A 17,503-nucleotide genomic window follows, 5' to 3' on the forward strand; every position below is an offset into this window, starting at 1 on the left:
CCTGCCTTCGGACGCGATCGCGATGGTGTGGGTTGTTGCGTGGCCGGGGCAGTGGCTGAGGTCAGTGACGCCTATTGAGCCGTCGGCTTGATCGTGACGGTCTTGAAGCCGAGGGCCTTGAGCATGTTCTCCAGCATCGACTTCGTGTTGGCGTCGGCCTGGCGCGCCAGGTTGCTCTGCTGCGCGGCGGACTGGATCTTCTGGGACGCCAGCACGTAGAGCTGCTGCTGGTTGTTCGGGTTGCTGCTGAAGAAGTCGCCGAAGCGGTCGATGAGGCCGCGTTCGGTGGCGTAGACGTAGCTGGTCTTCGGGTCGAGGTTGGTGTTCTCCAACTGGGCGTGCGGGAGGGTGATCGTGGCGGCCGTGCGGTCCTCGTCGACCTTGACGGCGCCCGAGCCGAGCCCGGAGAAGTCCACGTAGGCGTCCACGGTGCCGTTGCCGACGAACAGCGTGCGCTTGCCGCGCAGCGAGGCGGGCAGGAACTTGGCGTCCTTCTCCAGGTCCACGACGACCTGGAAGCTGCCGCTCGCCGCCTCGTAGCGGTGCAGGTCGCGGATCGACTTCAGCAGGACGGGCCCGCTGCGGTCCTTCGTCTCGACGCCGAACGGGTTCAGCCAGCCCGGCAGCCCGTGCAGCGCCCGCTGCGCGACCAGCACCAGCGCGATGGTCGCGACGATCAGCACGAGCGGGGTGAGCAGGCCGCGCCGGGAGGGCTTGGGGGGCGCGTCGTTCTTCGGTTGGGGGCGAGCCATGCACCAAGCATTCCCGGCATCTCCGCCCAATACCTGGCGAGCCGGTGAGGTCGGCGTGGACGCCGGTGTGATCAAGGCCATAGGCCCGGACGAAACCCCAGGTGAGGACGGCCCGTTGAGCGGGGCGTGGACATGATTCGTGTTTTCCGGTTCGTCTCCGTCGCGGAGGCGATCTCGTTCCTGCTGCTCCTGCTGGTCGCGATGCCGCTGAAGTACGGGGCGGACGCGCCGGTGGGCGTCCAGCTGATGGGGCCGCTGCACGGAGTCCTGTTCATGGCCTACGTCGGCATGGTGTTCCTCGTCCGCGAGCAGCTCCGCTGGGACCTCAAGCGCACGGTCCTCGCGCTCGCCGCCGCCGTACTGCCGGTGGCGCCGTTCCTCGTGGAGCGCTACTGGACCAGGCCGCCGACGCCCGCCGCCGAGCCGCAGCCGGCCGGACGGGTCTGAGCTTCTGCGTGGCCGCGGGCTGCTGGGGGTGGCAGCCGCGGCCACGCAGGGGAAACCTTCACCCGGGGGAACTCGCGCGGTCCAGCGTCCGGCGGAGGGACCTCTCGGTCGTGCGGTGCTTCTTCGCCGCGCGGAAGTCCGCGGCGCCGAGGGTGCAGGTTTGGTACTCGGTGAAGTGGCGGCGCAGCCACGCGCGGCGCTGGTGCTCGGTCCAGGACGCGAACCGGCGGGCCGCGCGGTCGTCGGTGACGGACGGGGGATCGTCGCCGACCAGCCACGCCTGGATCATCGCGCCGTAACCGTCGGGGGATGCGCATGCGCGGGGATCCTTGAGCGCACCGCTGATCTGCCGGACGACCTTCGCCGCGTACCCGGGGGAGAGGTTCTCGTCGACGTGGACGGTGGCGACGCCGTCCACTACTGAGACCGGCGCCCATGCCGGACGCTGCCGCACCGCCGTGAACTCGCCGGGCGTGCCGTTCAGCCGCGCGGCGAGCGGGACGACCGCCGCCGTCAGCTCGGGCAGCGCGTCCCGCAGCGCCGGATGCACGCAGATGGTCACCGGCCACTGCCGGCACGCGGGGGGCGCGGGCGCGGCGCGGACCGTCCCGCCGTCGGAGCCGTACAGGCCCAGCGTGGCGGACCCGGTCGCGGCCAGTGCGGCGGCCAGCGGCAGGACGAGCAGGAACCGCCGCGTCGCCCACAGCACGTAGCCGAGGATCAGCGCCGCCGTCAGGCCCGCCGTCCAGAGGACCTGGTCGGCGAACACGCGGGGGCGCAGCGTGGTGAACAGGTCGATGCGGGGGAACGCGGCCGGGGGCAGCAGGCTCCACCACGACACGCCGGGGATGCGCGCGGCCGCCCACATCGCGGTCGCACCGAACACCAGGGCCGCCGTCGCGCGGTGCGGGACGACCCGTCCCAGCAGGTATCCCGCGACGACGTGCAGGACGAGTGCGCCCGCCCCCGCGATCGCGCCCAGCGGATGCGGGTGCCCGGCCTCCGCCTGCGCCAGCGTCACGGCCACGACGAGCGCCGTCACCGCGGTGTAGGAGACCAGCGCCGCCGAGGACAGCAGCAGCAGGTCGAGCAGCGCGCCCGTGGCGGGCGAGCGCGCGGTGAGGTCGCGCAGGTAGTCCAGCGGGCGCTCGCGGACCGCCGCCCACGCCGCCAGCCCGGCGGCGACGGGCCCGAGGAAGCGGACGGCGTTGACCAGCGCGACGACCGTGTTGTCCCAGTACGCGGCGGAGCGGACGAGCGCCGGCAGCGCCGCCGCCGTCCCGACCGCGGTGAGGACCGGCACCGCCACCAGCAGCGCCGTGCGACGGGCGTCCAGCCGGAGCACCCGCCCGAGGTCAGACACCGGTGGCGCTTCCGGCGGGCAGCGGGAACCGCGGCAGCGCCGGCCGCCCGACCCGCCTCTTCCGCCGCCGCCCCACGACACCGTCCCCCCGCCGATCCGGCCCGGGGACGCTCTGCCGCTCCGGCCCCCCGCCGCGCTGCTGCCCGGGCGCCCCGCCGCGCTGCTGTTCGGGCGCCGGGGCGTTCTGCAGGTCGGGCGTGTCGGTGCGCTGCCGGTCGAGCGTGTCGGCGGGCTGTTGTCCGGGCGCGCTGCCGGGCTGCTGTCCGGGCGTGCCGGCGCTCTGCCGGTCGGGTGTGCCGGTGTGCTGGCGGGTGAGTGCGCCGACGCCCTCGCGGTCGAGCGCGCCGATGTGCTGCGGGTCGGGGGCGGCGGCGCCGCGGCGGTCGGCGGCGGTGCGGCCGCGCCGGGCGGCGGACGAGTGGGTGGGCTGCTCGGTCAGCCGGCCGCGGGCGAGCGTGAAGAGGCGGTCGCACCAGCCGGTGAGCGTCTCGGTGGCGTCGGCGGTCACCACGACCGTCGGCGCCAGCGTGCGCAGCACCGGGATCAGCTCCGACATCGCGGCGGTCAGCGTGGACCGGCCGGGGCCGTCGGCGCCGCCGGGCCACGGCTCGGCGGCGGCGCACAGCGCGCCGAACGGGTCGTCCAGCAGCACCGCGCTCGGCTCGTGGACGCAGGCGGCGGCGAGCCCGGCGCGCAGCCGGACCTCCGGCGGCAGCAGCGCCAGCTCCGTCCCGGCCGCGTCGGCGAGGTCGAGCCGCTTCAGCATGCAGCGCGCGGCGGACGCGCTCTGCCGCTTGTAGTACGCCGCGTAGGCGACGAACTCGCCGGCCGTCATGTTCTCGGCGCGGGAGAACCGGGCCGGCAGGTAGCCGATCCCGGCCCGCGCGGCGCGCAGCCCGGCGGCGTTCGATATGTCATGTCCGAGAATGCGCAGCAGGCCGGCATTCGGCCTGCGCAAGGTCGCGAACGTGGCCAGCAGAGTGGATTTACCGGCGCCAGGTGGTCCGGCCAAGCCGACCACGCCTTCGGGTACGCCGAAGGTCACCGGGCGCAGGAGCCACCGCCCCCCGCGGCGGACACCCATTCCTCGGGCCACGATCACGGAATGATCCGCGATCACAAGTGTTTCCCCCCGTTGCTCGTCATGCGGTCGCGGCACCGGCACGGAGGCTCCGGTGGCCTCGGGTCCCCCAACCCGCCACGCGGTGCTCCGCCGGACCGGCCCGCCGCACGGCGGGCACCGGCCGCTTTTGCCCGGCCGCGATGCATCGACAACCTGACTATAACCGGGCTTGGTGATGGCTGTCAGCAATCTTTTTGCCTTTACAGCGGCGCGTCTGGATTCTTTGCCTTCCGCGCCGAAGCGGAGAATTCAAGAAAGGCCGACAATTCCCGGTTTAGGGGATGGAGTGGGATGTGCCGGACGTCCGGCCCCGGCGGCGCGCTCCGCTGGGAGCGTACGGACGCACGGCGCGGTGCGGTCATGGGGCAGGATGGACCCATGTCTTCTCGGGACTTTTCGTTGCACGGGGCCATCGACCTGGGGGCGCGCCAGGCGGCCACAAGGAAGCAGCAGGAACGCCGCGCCCAGGGTGGCGGTGGCGCGCCGGCGGGCGCGGGCGGCGCCGCCGGCCAGTACGTCGTGGACGTCACCGACGAGACCTTCAACACCGAGGTCGTGGAGCGGTCGCAGTCCGTGCCCGTCCTCGTCGACTTCTGGGCGGAGTGGTGCGGGCCGTGCAAGCAGCTCGGCCCCATCCTGGAGAAGCTGGCCGGCGAGGCCGCCGGCCAGTGGGTGCTCGCGAAGGTCGACATCGACGCGAACCCGCAGCTCGCCGCCTACATGCAGCAGATGGGCGTGCGCGGCATCCCGTTCGTCGCGGCGGTCGTCGCCGGGCAGCTGCTGCCGTTCCTGAACGGCGCCGCGCCCGAACCGCAGGTCCGCGAGGCCATCGACCAGCTCTTCGACGCGCTGCGCAAGGAGGGCATCCTGCCGGACGCCCCCGAGGGCGAGCAGCCCGCGGCCGACGCCGCGCCCGCCCCCGCCGTGGACCCCGTCTACGCCGAGGCCGAGGACGCCCTGCAGCGCGGTGACCTGCCCGCCGCCAAGACCGCGTTCGAGCGGCTCCTCGCGGGCAACCCGAGGGACGGCCAGGCCAAGCAGGGCCTCGCCCTCGTCGAGCTGAGCCTGCGCGTCGGCTCGCTGGACCCCGAGCGCACGCTGCAGGACGCCGCCGCCAAGCCCGGTGACGTCCAGGCCCAGATCAGCGCGGCCGACGTGGAGATGGTGTCCGGCCGCATCGACGAGGCGTTCGACCGGCTGCTGGCGGCCGTGCGCGGCAGCGCGGGCGACGACCGCGACACCGTGCGCAAGCACCTGCTGTCGCTGTTCGAGCTGCTGCCGCCGGACGACCCGCGCATCGGCCGGGCCCGCCGCGGCCTGCAGTCCGCCCTGTTCTGACCCGCGGTTCCGTCCCCGGCCGTTCGGTGGGAACGAGCCGGGGCGATCGGGACACCCGGCCGCGATGTTCCGCGTATGCTCGATGAGATGACCGTGCCCGGACGGCCCGCATGCAGCACTTACATGCGGCCGGCCCCGCCGATCCGCGGCTCCGCAACCTCGTGACCGACTTCCCGGTGACCGATATCCCGGCGATCGACATCATGAGGCCGCCCGTGCCCGCGGGCGGCGCACCGGGACGAGAACCACCCGGAGCAGCAAGGAGCAGTCGTCGTGGCGAGCGTGCCGAGCGTGTCGTACTCCATCACCGTCCGGCTGGAGGTCCCGGCCGGCGGCCGGGCCGTGAGCCAGATCACCCAGGTCGTCGAGAACGCCGGCGGCGTCGTCACGGCCCTCGACGTCAACACCGCCGGCCACGAGACCCTGCGCATCGACGTGACGATCGCCACCCGCGACACCCAGCACGCCGAGGCGATCGCCGGGGCGCTGGAGGGCATCGAGTCCGTCAAGATCCACAAGGTCAGCGACCGGACCTTCCTGATGCACCTCGGCGGCAAGATCGAGATGCAGTCGAAGGTGCCGCTGCGCAACCGCGACGAACTGTCGATGGCCTACACGCCGGGCGTCGCCCGCGTCTCCCTCGCCATCGCCCGCAACCCCGAGGACGTCCGGCGGCTGACCATCAAGCGCAACAGCGTCGCCGTCGTCACCGACGGGTCCGCGGTGCTCGGCCTCGGCAACATCGGCCCGGAGGCGGCGCTGCCCGTCATGGAGGGCAAGGCCGCCCTGTTCAAGCGGTTCGCCGGGATCGACGCGTGGCCGATCTGCCTCGACACGCAGGACACCGACGAGATCGTCCGGACCGTCCAGATCCTCGCGCCCGCGTTCGGCGGCATCAACCTGGAGGACATCTCCGCGCCGCGCTGCTTCGAGGTCGAGGCCCGGCTGCGCGAACTGCTCGACATCCCCGTCTTCCACGACGACCAGCACGGCACCGCGATCTGCGTGCTGGCGGCGCTGACCAACGCGCTGCGCGTCGTCGGCAAGGACCTCGGCTCCGTCCGCATCACGATGGCGGGCGCGGGCGCCGCGGGCACCGCGATCCTGAAGCTGCTGATGCACGCGGGCGCCCGCGACCTGATCGTGTGCGACTACCTCGGCGCCGTCCACAAGGGCCGCGACGACCTGGACGACTCGCTCCGCTGGATCGCCGAGCACACCAACGCGTCCGGCTACGCGGGCGACCTGCGCGGCGCGGTGAAGGACGCCGACGTGTTCATCGGCGTCTCCGCCCCCGGCATCCTGAACGGCGACGACATCGCGACGATGAACGACGACGCGATCGTGTTCGCGCTCGCCAACCCCGAGCCCGAGGTGGCCCCGGACGAGGCCCGCGAGCACGCCGCCGTCGTCGCCACCGGCCGCAGCGACTACCCCAACCAGATCAACAACGTGCTGGCGTTCCCCGGCGTCTTCCGCGGCCTGCTGGACGCGCAGGCCGACGTCGTCACCATGGAGATGCTGGCCGCCGCCGCCACCGCGCTCGCCGAGGTCGTCACCCCGGAGGAGATCGGCCCCAACTACATCATCCCGAGCGTCTTCCACCCGGACGTGGCGACCCGCGTCGCCGGCGCCGTCCGCGAGGCCGCCGGCGGCCGCCCCCGCACCGAGGCCTAGCCGACGCGGGCCGGTCGGGGCCGGCCGGAGCCTTTGGTCAGTCCTTCTCGCCGACGAACATCTTCTCGCGGCGGCGGGGCCAGATCCCGCCGTACCAGAAGATGATCGCGCCGGTGAGGATGATGCCGACGCCTGTCGCGGCGCGCGCCCACAGGACGGTGTCCGGGCCGGTGTGCGGCAGGTTGCTCGGCGGCGTCTCGGTCGGCGCGCCCGCAGCCGCCTTCTTGCAGTTCGCCTTCACGGTCCTGGTCTCGATGCGCTTGTTCGCCCAGGTGACCGCGAGGTCGGTGCGGCGGTCCTCGCGCAGCTTGACCGAGACCGTCCGGGTGGTGTCCGGGCGGATCTGGCCGGGCTCGGCGGCGCCGCCGTCGTCCCGCTCGACGGAGAAGTCCTCGGTCTGCGTCCCGGTGTTGCGGATCTTGACGTGCACGGTGCGCTCGGGGCACGAGACCGCGCCGATGCTGGCGGTGACCGGCCGCGCGGGCGCCTTCGGCGTCCCGGACCTGGTGGGCGTGGCCGACGCCGGCGGCGACTTGCCGGTGCTCGACGCGCTCGGGCTCGCGGACGCGGTGGACGCGGTGGGCTCCGCCGATCCGTCCGACTTGAACAACGCCGGGATGGCGATCAGCGCGCCGATCACGATGAACACGGCGGCGATGATGACCCTGGGCAACTGCATTCCGCTGTCCTCCCGGCGCGCACCAAGCGGATGGCCGATGATCCTAGATCATTCTTAACCCAGGACCTTGTGGTGCCGATATCCCCATCGATAGGAATGCGTAACAGGCTAACGAGCGAGGGGGCGTGCCGCCGGAGGTCCGCGCAACGCATGATGGAACCCATGGAAGACGGCATCAGGGTGGGGCTCCTGCTGGTGGCGACCCCTCAGCTGGAGGATCCGAACTTTCGCCGCAGCGTCGTCCTGCTGGTCGAGCACGATGTCGGGGGCGGGACGCTCGGGGTTGTCCTCAACCGGCCGACCGAGGTTCCCGTCGACCGGGTGCTCCCGCCGTGGGGCGATCTCGCGACCGGGCCCGCCGTGGTGTTCCAGGGCGGCCCCGTCGCGCTGGAGCACCCGCTCGCCCTGGCCCGCCTCCCCGGCGAGGACGAACCGCTCGGCTGGCGCGCCCTGGACGGCGGCGCGGAGGTCGCGCGGGTCGGCGTGGTCGACCTCGAGGCCCCGCCGGGGCTGCTCGCGGCGGAGCTGCTGCAGCTGCGGGTGTTCGCCGGATACGCGGGCTGGTCGGCGGGGCAGCTGCTCGGCGAGGTCCAGGACGGCTCGTGGTACCTGGTGCCCGCCGAGGCCGGGGACGTGTTCGCCGCCGACCCCGAGCGCCTCTGGCCGGACGTTCTGCGCAGGCAGGGCGGCGATCTGGCGTTCGTCTCCACTTTCCCCGACGACCCCACGCTGAACTAAGGTGAAGACGTGAGTACGAAGATCCTTCCCGAGAGCGACACCCAGCAGGATGTCCGGCCGGACCTCTCGCACGGTGACGGCGACCACGAGCGGTTCGCCCACTACGTGAAGAAGCAGAAGATCACCGAGAGCGCGGTGACCGGCACGCCGGTGATCGCGCTGTGCGGCAAGGTCTGGGTGCCGAACCGGGATCCGAAGAAGTACCCGGTCTGCCCCGAGTGCAAGGAGATCTACGAGTCCATGCAGTCGGGCGGCAAGGGCGACAAGGGCGGCAAGGGCGAGTGACCCGCCGCTGAGACGCGGCGGGCGGCGCGCCGCCGTTTCGGGCTGCGCGCTTCCGGGTCCCGCGGTGGGGGCATACCGCGGGACCCCGTACTTCTGACACGACTTCTGACATACGAGCCCTCTGACCTGCGGGCTTCTGACATACGGGGGATGAATGCGGCGGCTGGCCGGGGTTTCGCTATGCGCACTGTTGACTACGGTGTGCGTTGTTCCGGGTGCGACGGGTGACCGGCCGCGGGTCCGCCCCGCATCGGCCGCCGCACGGGACGGTTCGGCCGCACGGGACGGTGCCGCCGCGCGGTCCGGTTCCGCAGCGTGGTCCGCTGCCGCCGCGCGGGACGGCGACTGCGTGCACCACGCGAACGCCCGGACCGTCCACCCGCGCGACCGGGCCGATCTCGGCCACGACCGGGTCGTCGGCATGCTCGCCGACCTCCGCCGCACGCTCCTCGACCGGTTCGGGACGTCCGACGAGGGGCGGCTCGACGCGTCCCGGCGGATGGCGCGGCGCCTCGTCGTCCCCGTGCGGTTCCACGTCGTCCACAGCGGGCGGAGCGGACGGCTGTCGAAGAAGGCCGTCAAGCGCCAGATCTCCACACTGAACGCCGCGTACGGGGGCAGGAAGGGCGGCGTCGACACCCGCGTGCGGTTCCGGCTGACCGGCCTCGACCGGACGGACAACGCGGCCTGGTTCCACGCCCCGGAGCGCCACGAGCGCGCGATGAAGAAGCACCTGCGCAAGGGCGGGCGCGGCACGCTCAACGTCTACACGGCCGCCGCCGGGTCGGACGTCCTCGGCTTCTCCACGTTCCCGCAGTGGTACGCGGACGCCCCGCGCATGGACGGCGTGGTCGTCGACTACCGCAGCCTGCCGGGCGGCTCGTACGGGCCGTTCAGCCGCGGGTACACGGCCGTCCACGAGATCGGGCACTGGCTCGGCCTGCTGCACACGTTCGAGGGCGGCTGCGTCCCGCCGGGCGACGGGGTGGCCGACACCCCGTACGAGGCGGAGCCGGCGCAGGGCTGCCCGCACTCCCGCGACACCTGCCCGCAGCGGGGCGATGATCCGGTCCACAACTTCATGGACTACGCCCACGACTCGTGCATGCGCGCCTTCACCGCAGGTCAGGGCCGCCGCATCCGGGCGTCCTGGGCGGCCTACCGGTCCCGGAGGCAGGGCGGGCACCGTGTGGATCTGCGCACAGCCGAGCCGACCGGGGCACGAACTGTCGGTGCGGCTCGGTAGCCTTCAATGACCGTGAGCACCTTCGCCGCATCGAGCATGCCCCCCGCGTTCCCCGAACGGGCCGCCTGGGGGACGGCGTCGTCCCTGCGCGCCTGGCAGCAGCAGGCGCTGGAGGCCTACTTCGGGACGGACGGCTCCGAACCCGGCCCGCGCGACTTCCTCACCGTCGCGACGCCCGGCGCGGGCAAGACGACGTTCGCGCTCCGCCTCGCCCGCGAGCTGCTGGAGCGCCGGACCATCCAGGCGATCACGGTCGTGTGCCCGACCGAGCACCTGAAGCGGCAGTGGGCCGAGTCCGCCGCCCGCGTCGGCATCAAGATCGACCCGGAGTGGCAGAACAGCGACGGCCCCATCGGCAAGGACTTCCACGGCGTCGCCGTCACCTACGCCACGGTCGCGGCCCGTCCGGCGCTGCACCGCAACCGCACCGAGTCGCGCAAGCACCTCATCGTCTTCGACGAGGTGCACCACGCGGGCGACGGCCTGTCGTGGGGCGACGCCGTGCGCGAGGCGTTCGAGCCCGCGACCCGGCGCCTCGCCCTCTCGGGCACCCCGTTCCGGACGGACATCAACCCGATCCCGTTCGTCCAGTACGAGGAGGGCCCGGACGGCATCCGCCGCAGCCAGGCCGACTACACCTACGGCTACGGCCCCGCCCTGGCCGACGGCGTCGTCCGCCCGGTGATCTTCCTGGCGTACGCGGGGGAGATGCGCTGGCGCACCCGTGCCGGCGACGAGATCACCGCGACCCTGGGCGAGCCGCTCACCCAGGACCAGATGGCCCAGGCGTGGCGCGCCGCGCTCGACCCGAAGGGCGACTGGATCAAGCAGGTCCTGGCCGCCGCCGACCGCCGCCTCACCGAACTGCGCCGCGTCATCCCGGACGCGGGCGGCCTGGTCATCGCCACCGACCACGAGACGGCCCGCGCCTACGCGGGGATGCTCAAGGCGGTCACCGGCCAGAGCGCGACCATCGTGCTGTCGGATGACCCGACCGCGTCCAAGAAGATCAAGAAGTTCGCCGACACCGAGGACCGCTGGATGGTCGCGGTCCGGATGGTGTCGGAGGGCGTGGACATCCCGCGCCTCTCGGTAGGGGTCTACGCCACCTCGACCAGCACACCCCTCTTCTTCGCGCAGGCGATCGGGCGCTTCGTCCGAGCCCGCAAACGGGGCGAGACAGCGTCGGTCTTCCTGCCGTCGGTGCCGACCCTCATGGGCCACGCCTCCGAAATGGAGGAGGAGCGCGACCACGTCCTGGACCGTCCCGTCCGGGAGGACGGCCTGGACGACGACCTCCTGGCCGAGGCCAACCGCAAACAGGACAATCCTGACGTAGGCGAAGAACTCCCCTTCGAGACCGTGGAGGCGTCGGCGACATTCGACCGCGTCCTCTACGACGGCGGCGAATTCGGCATGAACGCCCAGCCGGGCTCCGCCGAAGAGGAGGAGTACCTGGGCATCCCCGGCCTCCTGGAACCCGACCAGGTGTCGGCGCTGCTCCGCAAGCGCCAGGCGGCCCAGATAGCCAGCGAACGCAAGCGCAAGACCGGCGACCCCCGCACGGACCGCACCGCCGCCGAGGACATAGCCACCCTGCGCCGCGAGCTGAACGGCCTGGTCAACGCCTGGAACCACCGCACGGGCCAGCCGCAGGGCGTCATCCACAACGAGCTGCGCCGCGCCTGCGGCGGCCCGCCCGTCCCCCAGGCCAGCGCCGCCGAGATCCGCGAACGCATAGCCAAGATCCGCGACTGGGCCGCCAAGCGCCGCCACTGACCGGATAGGTCCTCGCACGTCCGTGGTCACGCGCGTCCGTGGTCACGTGGGCCCTTGCTCGCCCAGCCGAGGACACATGTTTTTCCACCTCCCTCTAGGGAGCGGGCACCCGGGCTTGGACGACACGTTGTTCGTCGGAGCGATCCTCCACCTCCGCTAGGGCGGACCGTCTTTCAGTAGACGACGTACAGGGATGAGCATGCTTGTAGAGGGTCGTCACCAATTCGATGACGACCGTACGTGTGATGTAGTCGGCTCTAGGGCGTGCTGAGGAAAGACGTTCGAAATGCACTCCCGAGCGGTCTCTGGCGCGCGCGGGGGAATTTAGCGCGATTGCACTCGCCTCCGCAGCCAGTCTCGAACCGATCACTGTAAACGGCCGTCAGAACGGCATTCTATTGCGAAATCCGGTGGCTAAATCATTGCTTCTGTGTCACGCTATGGAGTGGCAAAAGCGCGATGAGTGTTCAAGCTCCGTGCATCCCCAGGACAGCAGCCGCACATGGCCGGTCATCCCCGGCCGTGCAAGTTGGAAGGAGAGGGAATGGGGCAACGCCCGAACGATCTACGCCCCTGGGAGTCACCGAACGCGCTCTTCGGCTCCGAGCTCCGGCGTTACCGCGAGGCCGCCGGACTGAGCATCGCGGCCTTCTGCGAGCGGATCCAAGACAGCGCCCCGTACTCGAAGAGCACCATCGGAACCGTGGAGCGCGGCGAGTCCCGCCCCGACCGGCTCCTGGCCGTCCACGGCGACCGGGTTCTCGACACCCGCGAGGCCCTGACCCACCTGTGGGACGGCCTCTTCAAGGGCACCAACGCCGTCCCGGTCTGGTTCGTCGACTGGGCCATGCAGGAACCGAAGTTCGACGCGATCCGGAGCTATCAACCTCTGGTCGTCCCCGGACTCCTCCAGACCCCCGCCTACGCCGCCCACGTGCTCGATGACGACGAGGCCGCCCTCGAGGTCCGTCTGACCCGGCAGGACATACTGGCCGACGAGTCCCCACCGCACCTGATGTACGTGATGGACGAGAGTGTGCTCCACCGCGGCACCGGGGACCCCGAGGTGATGCGGGAGCAGCTTCAGCACCTACTGGCGGTCTCGTCACGCCTCGTCCGCATCCAGATCGCCCCGCTGCGTCTGCACGAAGGGACCAGAGGCGCCTTCGCCATCGGAACCCTTCCGGATGGAAGCGAGGTAGGGTACAAAGACAACGCGATCAGCGGCGACACCACCACCGATCGCCTAGAAATCAATCGGCTCACCAAGCTGTTCGCGTCCATTCAGTCCGCCGCTTACCCGGTGGACCAGTCCCTCGACCTGATAGCAAAGGTGGCAAAGGAGAAGTGGACCTGAGCACCGCCAAGTGGCGCAAGTCCAGCCGGAGCTCCGGCAACGGCGGCGACTGCGTTGAACTCGCCCGCATCGCCGACACAGTCGCGATCCGTGACAGCAAGGACCCCGAGGGCCCCAAGCTGCTCCTCACCCCCCGATCCCTCCGCGACCTGACCCGCGCCCTCAAGAACGCCTAGCAGCACAAGGGGACGCCCTCCCCCCCCACGACGAGGGCGTCCCTCCCCCCGGCCCCCCACATGGCTCCCTGAAGGTGGTCGTAGTAATGGACCTGAGCACCGCCAAGTGGCGCAAGGCGTCCCGTAGCTCCAACAACGGCGGCGACTGCGTCGAACTCGCCCGCGTCGCCGGCACCGTCGCGATCCGTGACAGCAAGGACCCCCAGGGCCCGAAGCTCCTCCTCACCCTCCGATCCCTCCGCGACCTGACCCAGGCCCTCAAGAACGCCTAGCTGTACTGATCGGAGACGTTGATCGGAGGTGACGGGCTCGACGAGCCGAAGTTGCTTGTGAGCCAGTGCTCGATTGACTTGAACGGGAACTCGTGAAGCTGGTGCGGCCCGGAGATCGCTATAGGCGTCTGGACCCGGTCGAGTCGGAACAGGCGCCAGCCATCGCGATCGAGGTCGTAGCCGATGAGGTACCAGTGCTGCTGGCGAAGGATGTGCCGATAGGGCTCGACCGTTCGGCGTGATTCGCGGCAGTCTTGGTCCGTGTAGACGAAACGGAGACGAGCGCCGGTTGCGACAGCGTCAGCAAGCGTGCCGATGAGTTCCCAGTCCACGGGTGCCGGCGTCTTGATCAGGATCTGTGTGGAGAGTGCGGTCGCTGCCGCTCGTTGGCGCAGGCTGGGTGGGAGCACCTGTTCAAGCTTGGCTCGGGCAGCAGCGACGGACGTGTCGTCGGGCGCCCACGACTCAAGGACCAGCAGGCTCGTGATGATGGTCGAGACCTCGTCCGGGCTGAGTAGCAGCGGTGGGATCTTCATGCTCGGCCGCAACTGATAGGCGCCGCCGGGTCCGGGACGAGAGCGCACGTCGTACCCCAGGTCACGAAGGCGCATCGCGTCACGGCGCGCGGTCCGTTCGCTGACCCGCAGTTGGATGGCCAGTTCGCGAACGGTCCACTCCCGGCCAGACTGGAGTAGAGCCAGCAACTGCAGCGAGCGTGTCGACGGTGACTCCATCAATCCATGATCGACCAAGATGCGGCCAGGATCGGGCCGCATCCCCTCCTAGCGTGGCAGGACAGACCCGAGGAGGGAACCCCGTGCGAATCGCTGTCACGACACCCCAAGGCCATGTAGGGCACCACCTGACGTCGATGCTCATCCGGGCCGGCGCCAGGCCACTGCTGCTAGCCCGTCACCCGCAGAACATCCCCCCTGGCCTGGCCGCGCATGTCGACATCGTCGAGGCCGACTCGCGCGAGCCGGACCAGGTGGTCGCTGCGACCGCCGGCGTCGATGCCGTCTACTGGGTGGACCCGCCCACCGAGTCGGCGGATCCGCTCGCGGACTACGCCCGCGCGACAGAGGCCATTACCGCGGCAGTCGAGAGAAACCGCATCGGGCGGGTGGTCTTTCAGAGCAGCGTCGGCGCCGAGAAGCGTCACGGCGCCGGTGAGATCGACGGTCTTGCCGCCACCGAGGTCGCGCTCGACCGCCTCGACGTGGACGTCACGCACCTGCGGTGCGGCTACTTCTTCACCAACCTGCTCTATGACATCGAGTCGGTGAAAGCCGGCCATCTGCGGACCGTGCAGCCGATCGACAGCTCGATGAGCTGGGTCGCCCCGCGAGACATCGCCGAGGTGGCCGCACTCACGCTGCTCAGCCTCGAGTGGACCGGACGCCGTGTCCAGGCCGTTCACGGCCCCGAGGACCTGTCGTGGGCGCAGGTCGCCTCGATCCTCACCGAAGAACTCGGGCACGAAGTGCGCGTCGAGCAGATCCCCGACGAGCGCATGCGCGAGCAGTACCTCCAACTCGGGATGCCGCCGGCGACGGCGGATGCCCTGCTCGGCATGTCGACAGGGCTGCGGGACGGGTTCGTCCCCGAGCAGGACCGCTCCAACATCACCACGACGCCCACGCAGCTGCGCGGATGGCTCCGAGACGAACTCGTCCCAGCCCTCTGACGCCCTCACCCCATCAGGCTCACCAACGGCGGGCGGCCCACCACGGGCCGCCCGCTGCGATGTTCGCCGCCTTTTTGGCGAGCAGCAGCGGTTACCGGGGTGGAATGCAGCGGTGCAGCGGCGGTGCGGACGGCCGAGGTCGCCCGCGCCGCGCTGCTCGCCGTGCTCCTCCGTTCTCCATCAACGGAACCCCCGACGTCGACGAACATGAGGCACAGAAGATCCGGAGGCGGATGCGGCAGCATGATGCCAAGGTGACCGCACGACAGGAAGAGGAGGAGGGCTGATGAGCATCTACTGGTTCGAGTTGGACGTCGGGCCGGTCGGCGACCTTGAGGAGGCCGCGGAGCGGCTGTACTCGCGTCGCGGTGATGGTCAGCTGTCCGGTGACGAGCACGGCGACCGGTGAGCGCGGGCCTGGAAACTTTCCGTTCCCGATGATTCATCGCGGTAGTCGGGTCAAGCTGTACTCCTGGGCGCACGTTTCCCGCCGGCTGGCCGATGCCGGGCTCGGGAAGATCGACTCGGTTGCTGCGGAGGTGGCCGCCGCTGCGGCGGATGTGGATGCCCTGCTGCGCGCGAGAAAGGTCCTGCGCGAGGCGCCCTCGAGTAGACGCGAAGTCTTGGTGAAGCTGATCGCGGCTTGAGCACGCTCGGCAGGCCGTCGTCGGGTGAGGAGGGGTAGGTGACTGGGATGGTTGCTGTGGTGTTGGACGAGGTTATGGCCGAGTTGGCCGGCCTTGAGGACCCGAAGATGCGCGCCGTGAACGAGAAGCACGGTGACGATCACGGCGTGAATCTGAGCAAGCTGCGGGCGCTCGCCAAGCGGTTGAAGACGCAGCAGGAACTCGCGTGTCGTCTCTGGGAGGCGGGCGATAGCGCGGCGAGGCTGCTGGCGATTCTCATCTGCCGTCCGAAGGCGTTCGGGCGGGACGAGTTGGACGCCATGCTGCGTGAGGCCCGCACGCCCAAGGTGCACGACTGGCTCGTCAACTACGTGGTGAAGAAGAGCCCGCACTCGGAGGAGTTGCGCTTGGCCTGGTTCGCCGATCCGGACGCAGTGGTGGCGAGCGCCGGTTGGGCGCTCACCACCGAACGCGTGACGAAGAAACCTGATGTTCTCGACCTCGCCGGCCTGCTCGACGCCATCGAGGCTGAGATGAAGGACGCCCCGGAGCGCCTGCAGTGGGCGATGAACCACTGCCTGGCTCAGATCGGGATCGACCACGCCGAGTACCGCGCCCGTGCCATCGGCATCGGTGAACGTCTGGAAGTGCTCAAGGACTACCCGACCCCACCCGGCTGCACTTCTCCGTTCGCGCCCACCTGGATCACCGAGATCGTGCGCCGCCGCCACGACAAGTAAGGAGTTTCGCGGCGGCGCAAGTCGATGCCCGGGGTCAGCGAAGGGGGCGGAAGAAGGTCTGGATGTCGTTGACGAGCAGGTCGGGGGCTTCCATGGCCGCGAAATGGCCGCCGCGGTCGTGCTCTGACCAGTGCACGACGTTGTGTTCGCGTTCCGCGATGCGCCGGACACCGCCGTCACCGGGGAAGACGGCGACACCGTGCGGCACGGCCGAGTATTCGGTCACCGCTCCCCAGCCCTTCTGGCCCTCTTTGTAGAGGCGCGCGGCCGAGGCGGCGGTCTGGGTGAACCAGTAGATGCTGATGTTGGTGAGCAGTTGGTCGAGGTCCACCGCGTCCTCGGGGAGTTCGCGGGCCGGGTCCGTCCATTCCTTGAACTTCTCCGCGATCCACGCCAGTTGTGCCGCGGGGGAGTCGTGCAGCCCGAACGCGAGCGTCTGCGGACGAGTCGCCTGGATGATCGCGTAGCCGGCCCTGTCCTGGTCCTCGTACTGGCCGAGCCGGGCGAGTTCGGCGGGGGTCAGCCCCTCGAACTCGGCCGGGTCGCCCGTCGGGAACCCCAGCGCGCCGTTCACGTGCACGCCGGCGACGTTGCCGGGCGCGGCGCGGCCGAGCATCGGCGAGATGACCGATCCGCTGTCGCCGCCCTGGGCGCCGTAGCGCTCGTAGCCGAGGCGGTCCATCAGGGTCGCCCAGCACCGCGCGACCCGCTCCAGGTCCCAGCCGGTCTCGGTGGTGGGCCCGGAGAAGCCGAACCCGGGGATGGACGGGACGACGACGTGGAACGCGTCGGCGGCGTCACCGCCGTGCGCCACCGGGTCGGTCAGCGGTCCGATGATCTTCAGGAACTCGGCGACCGAACCGGGCCAGCCGTGCGTGACGATCAGGGGCAGCGCGCCCGGCTCGGGAGAGCGGACATGCAGGAAGTGGACGTTCTGCCCGTCGATCACCGTCGTGTACTGCGGAAAGGCGTTCAACCGCGCCTCGGCGGCCCGCCAGTCGAACCCGGTCCGCCAGTGCTCGGCGAGCTTCTTCGCATACCCGACGGGCACCCCGTAGGACCAGCCCGCACCGGGCAGCTCGTCCGGCCACCGGGTCGCCGCCAGCCGGCTGCGCAGGTCGTCCAGCTGCGCCTGCGGGACGTCGATCTCGAAGCGGTGGATTCGCGTGTCGTCGTTGCTCATGTCTCCACGCTAGATCCGGGTTAGGACGACTTCTG

Annotated in this window: 20 protein-coding genes; 14 read left to right on the plus strand and 6 right to left on the minus strand. The window is 70.8% G+C overall.

The annotated features are described in order from the left end of the window. Positions 1–71: 71 nt before the first annotated feature. The gene (locus ABZ806_RS31450; RefSeq protein ID WP_500221061.1) at positions 72–752 is read right to left on the minus strand and encodes a DUF4230 domain-containing protein; all 681 of its coding nucleotides are present in this window, start codon (positions 750–752) and stop codon (positions 72–74) included. 132 nt (positions 753–884) lie between these two features. On the opposite strand from ABZ806_RS31450, the gene ABZ806_RS31455 reads away from it, so the two are divergent. Further along, positions 885–1,199 (plus strand): DUF3817 domain-containing protein, encoded by a 315-nt coding sequence (locus ABZ806_RS31455; protein WP_500221062.1) that lies wholly within the window; start codon positions 885–887, stop codon positions 1,197–1,199. A 58-nt stretch (positions 1,200–1,257) separates the two neighbouring features. Here ABZ806_RS31455 and ABZ806_RS31460 read toward each other — a convergent pair whose 3' ends face one another. Together ABZ806_RS31460 and ABZ806_RS31465 are read right to left on the minus strand one after the other, a co-directional pair. Beyond that, positions 1,258–2,562, minus strand: a complete 1,305-nt coding sequence (locus ABZ806_RS31460) for a hypothetical protein (RefSeq protein ID WP_500221063.1) — start codon at positions 2,560–2,562, stop codon at positions 1,258–1,260. Next, positions 2,555–3,646, minus strand: a complete 1,092-nt coding sequence (locus ABZ806_RS31465; RefSeq protein ID WP_500221093.1) for an ATP-binding cassette domain-containing protein — start codon at positions 3,644–3,646, stop codon at positions 2,555–2,557. Before ABZ806_RS31465 ends, ABZ806_RS31460 begins: the two co-directional genes overlap by 8 nt. A 417-nt stretch (positions 3,647–4,063) precedes the next feature. Here ABZ806_RS31465 and ABZ806_RS31470 point away from each other — a divergent pair, with 417 nt between their 5' ends. Together ABZ806_RS31470 and ABZ806_RS31475 are read left to right on the plus strand one after the other, a co-directional pair. Continuing rightward, the gene (locus ABZ806_RS31470; RefSeq protein ID WP_500221064.1) at positions 4,064–5,023 is read left to right on the plus strand and encodes a tetratricopeptide repeat protein; all 960 of its coding nucleotides are present in this window, start codon (positions 4,064–4,066) and stop codon (positions 5,021–5,023) included. A gap of 273 nt (positions 5,024–5,296) precedes the next feature. Continuing rightward, the gene (locus tag ABZ806_RS31475) at positions 5,297–6,700 is read left to right on the plus strand and encodes an NAD-dependent malic enzyme (protein ID WP_500221065.1); all 1,404 of its coding nucleotides are present in this window, start codon (positions 5,297–5,299) and stop codon (positions 6,698–6,700) included. 37 nt (positions 6,701–6,737) lie between these two features. On the opposite strand, the gene ABZ806_RS31480 is transcribed toward ABZ806_RS31475, so the two are convergent. Next, complete coding sequence (locus tag ABZ806_RS31480) at positions 6,738–7,379, minus strand: hypothetical protein (protein ID WP_500221066.1); 642 nt, start codon at positions 7,377–7,379, stop codon at positions 6,738–6,740. Positions 7,380–7,541: 162 nt separating this feature from the next. Here ABZ806_RS31480 and ABZ806_RS31485 point away from each other — a divergent pair, with 162 nt between their 5' ends. The 7 genes from ABZ806_RS31485 to ABZ806_RS31515 all read left to right on the plus strand — a co-directional run bounded on the left by ABZ806_RS31485 (position 7,542) and on the right by ABZ806_RS31515 (position 13,232). Further along, positions 7,542–8,117 carry a YqgE/AlgH family protein gene (locus tag ABZ806_RS31485; RefSeq protein ID WP_500221067.1) on the plus strand — a complete coding sequence of 192 codons (576 nt, stop codon included), beginning with the start codon at positions 7,542–7,544 and terminating at the stop codon, positions 8,115–8,117. A 9-nt stretch (positions 8,118–8,126) separates the two neighbouring features. Next, a complete protein-coding gene (locus tag ABZ806_RS31490) occupies positions 8,127–8,402 on the plus strand; it encodes a DUF3039 domain-containing protein (RefSeq protein WP_500221068.1) in 276 nt (91 codons plus the stop codon). 349 nt (positions 8,403–8,751) lie between these two features. After that, a complete protein-coding gene (locus ABZ806_RS31495; RefSeq protein ID WP_500221069.1) occupies positions 8,752–9,648 on the plus strand; it encodes a zinc metalloprotease in 897 nt (298 codons plus the stop codon). Between the two features lie 36 nt (positions 9,649–9,684). Next, positions 9,685–11,427, plus strand: a complete 1,743-nt coding sequence (locus ABZ806_RS31500; protein ID WP_500221094.1) for a DEAD/DEAH box helicase — start codon at positions 9,685–9,687, stop codon at positions 11,425–11,427. Between the two features lie 544 nt (positions 11,428–11,971). Further along, positions 11,972–12,784 carry a helix-turn-helix domain-containing protein gene (locus tag ABZ806_RS31505; RefSeq protein ID WP_500221070.1) on the plus strand — a complete coding sequence of 271 codons (813 nt, stop codon included), beginning with the start codon at positions 11,972–11,974 and terminating at the stop codon, positions 12,782–12,784. Further along, entirely contained in the window at positions 12,775–12,960 is a 186-nt protein-coding gene (locus ABZ806_RS31510) for a DUF397 domain-containing protein (protein WP_500221071.1), read from the plus strand. The genes ABZ806_RS31505 and ABZ806_RS31510 overlap by 10 nt, the downstream gene beginning before the upstream one ends. 86 nt (positions 12,961–13,046) lie before the next feature. Next, a complete protein-coding gene (locus tag ABZ806_RS31515; RefSeq protein WP_500221072.1) occupies positions 13,047–13,232 on the plus strand; it encodes a DUF397 domain-containing protein in 186 nt (61 codons plus the stop codon). On the opposite strand, the gene ABZ806_RS31520 is transcribed toward ABZ806_RS31515, so the two are convergent. Further along, a complete protein-coding gene (locus ABZ806_RS31520) occupies positions 13,229–13,966 on the minus strand; it encodes a helix-turn-helix transcriptional regulator (RefSeq protein WP_500221073.1) in 738 nt (245 codons plus the stop codon). The two genes, ABZ806_RS31515 and ABZ806_RS31520, sit on opposite strands and share 4 nt — an antisense overlap. 83 nt (positions 13,967–14,049) lie before the next feature. On the opposite strand from ABZ806_RS31520, the gene ABZ806_RS31525 reads away from it, so the two are divergent. From ABZ806_RS31525 to ABZ806_RS31540, 4 genes are all read left to right on the plus strand, one after another. Beyond that, the gene (locus tag ABZ806_RS31525) at positions 14,050–14,919 is read left to right on the plus strand and encodes an NAD(P)H-binding protein (RefSeq protein ID WP_500221074.1); all 870 of its coding nucleotides are present in this window, start codon (positions 14,050–14,052) and stop codon (positions 14,917–14,919) included. 286 nt (positions 14,920–15,205) lie between these two features. Further along, the gene (locus tag ABZ806_RS31530) at positions 15,206–15,328 is read left to right on the plus strand and encodes a hypothetical protein (RefSeq protein ID WP_500221075.1); all 123 of its coding nucleotides are present in this window, start codon (positions 15,206–15,208) and stop codon (positions 15,326–15,328) included. Next, the gene (locus tag ABZ806_RS31535; protein ID WP_500221076.1) at positions 15,306–15,566 is read left to right on the plus strand and encodes a hypothetical protein; all 261 of its coding nucleotides are present in this window, start codon (positions 15,306–15,308) and stop codon (positions 15,564–15,566) included. Before ABZ806_RS31530 ends, ABZ806_RS31535 begins: the two co-directional genes overlap by 23 nt. Positions 15,567–15,613: 47 nt before the next feature. Then, the gene (locus ABZ806_RS31540; protein ID WP_500221077.1) at positions 15,614–16,285 is read left to right on the plus strand and encodes a DNA alkylation repair protein; all 672 of its coding nucleotides are present in this window, start codon (positions 15,614–15,616) and stop codon (positions 16,283–16,285) included. Positions 16,286–16,319: 34 nt separating this feature from the next. On the opposite strand, the gene ABZ806_RS31545 is transcribed toward ABZ806_RS31540, so the two are convergent. Continuing rightward, a complete protein-coding gene (locus ABZ806_RS31545) occupies positions 16,320–17,468 on the minus strand; it encodes an epoxide hydrolase family protein (protein WP_500221078.1) in 1,149 nt (382 codons plus the stop codon). Positions 17,469–17,503: the final 35 nt, after the last annotated feature.

This window comes from Spirillospora sp. NPDC047418, assembly GCF_040643275.1.
Taxonomy (GTDB): domain Bacteria; phylum Actinomycetota; class Actinomycetes; order Streptosporangiales; family Streptosporangiaceae; genus Spirillospora.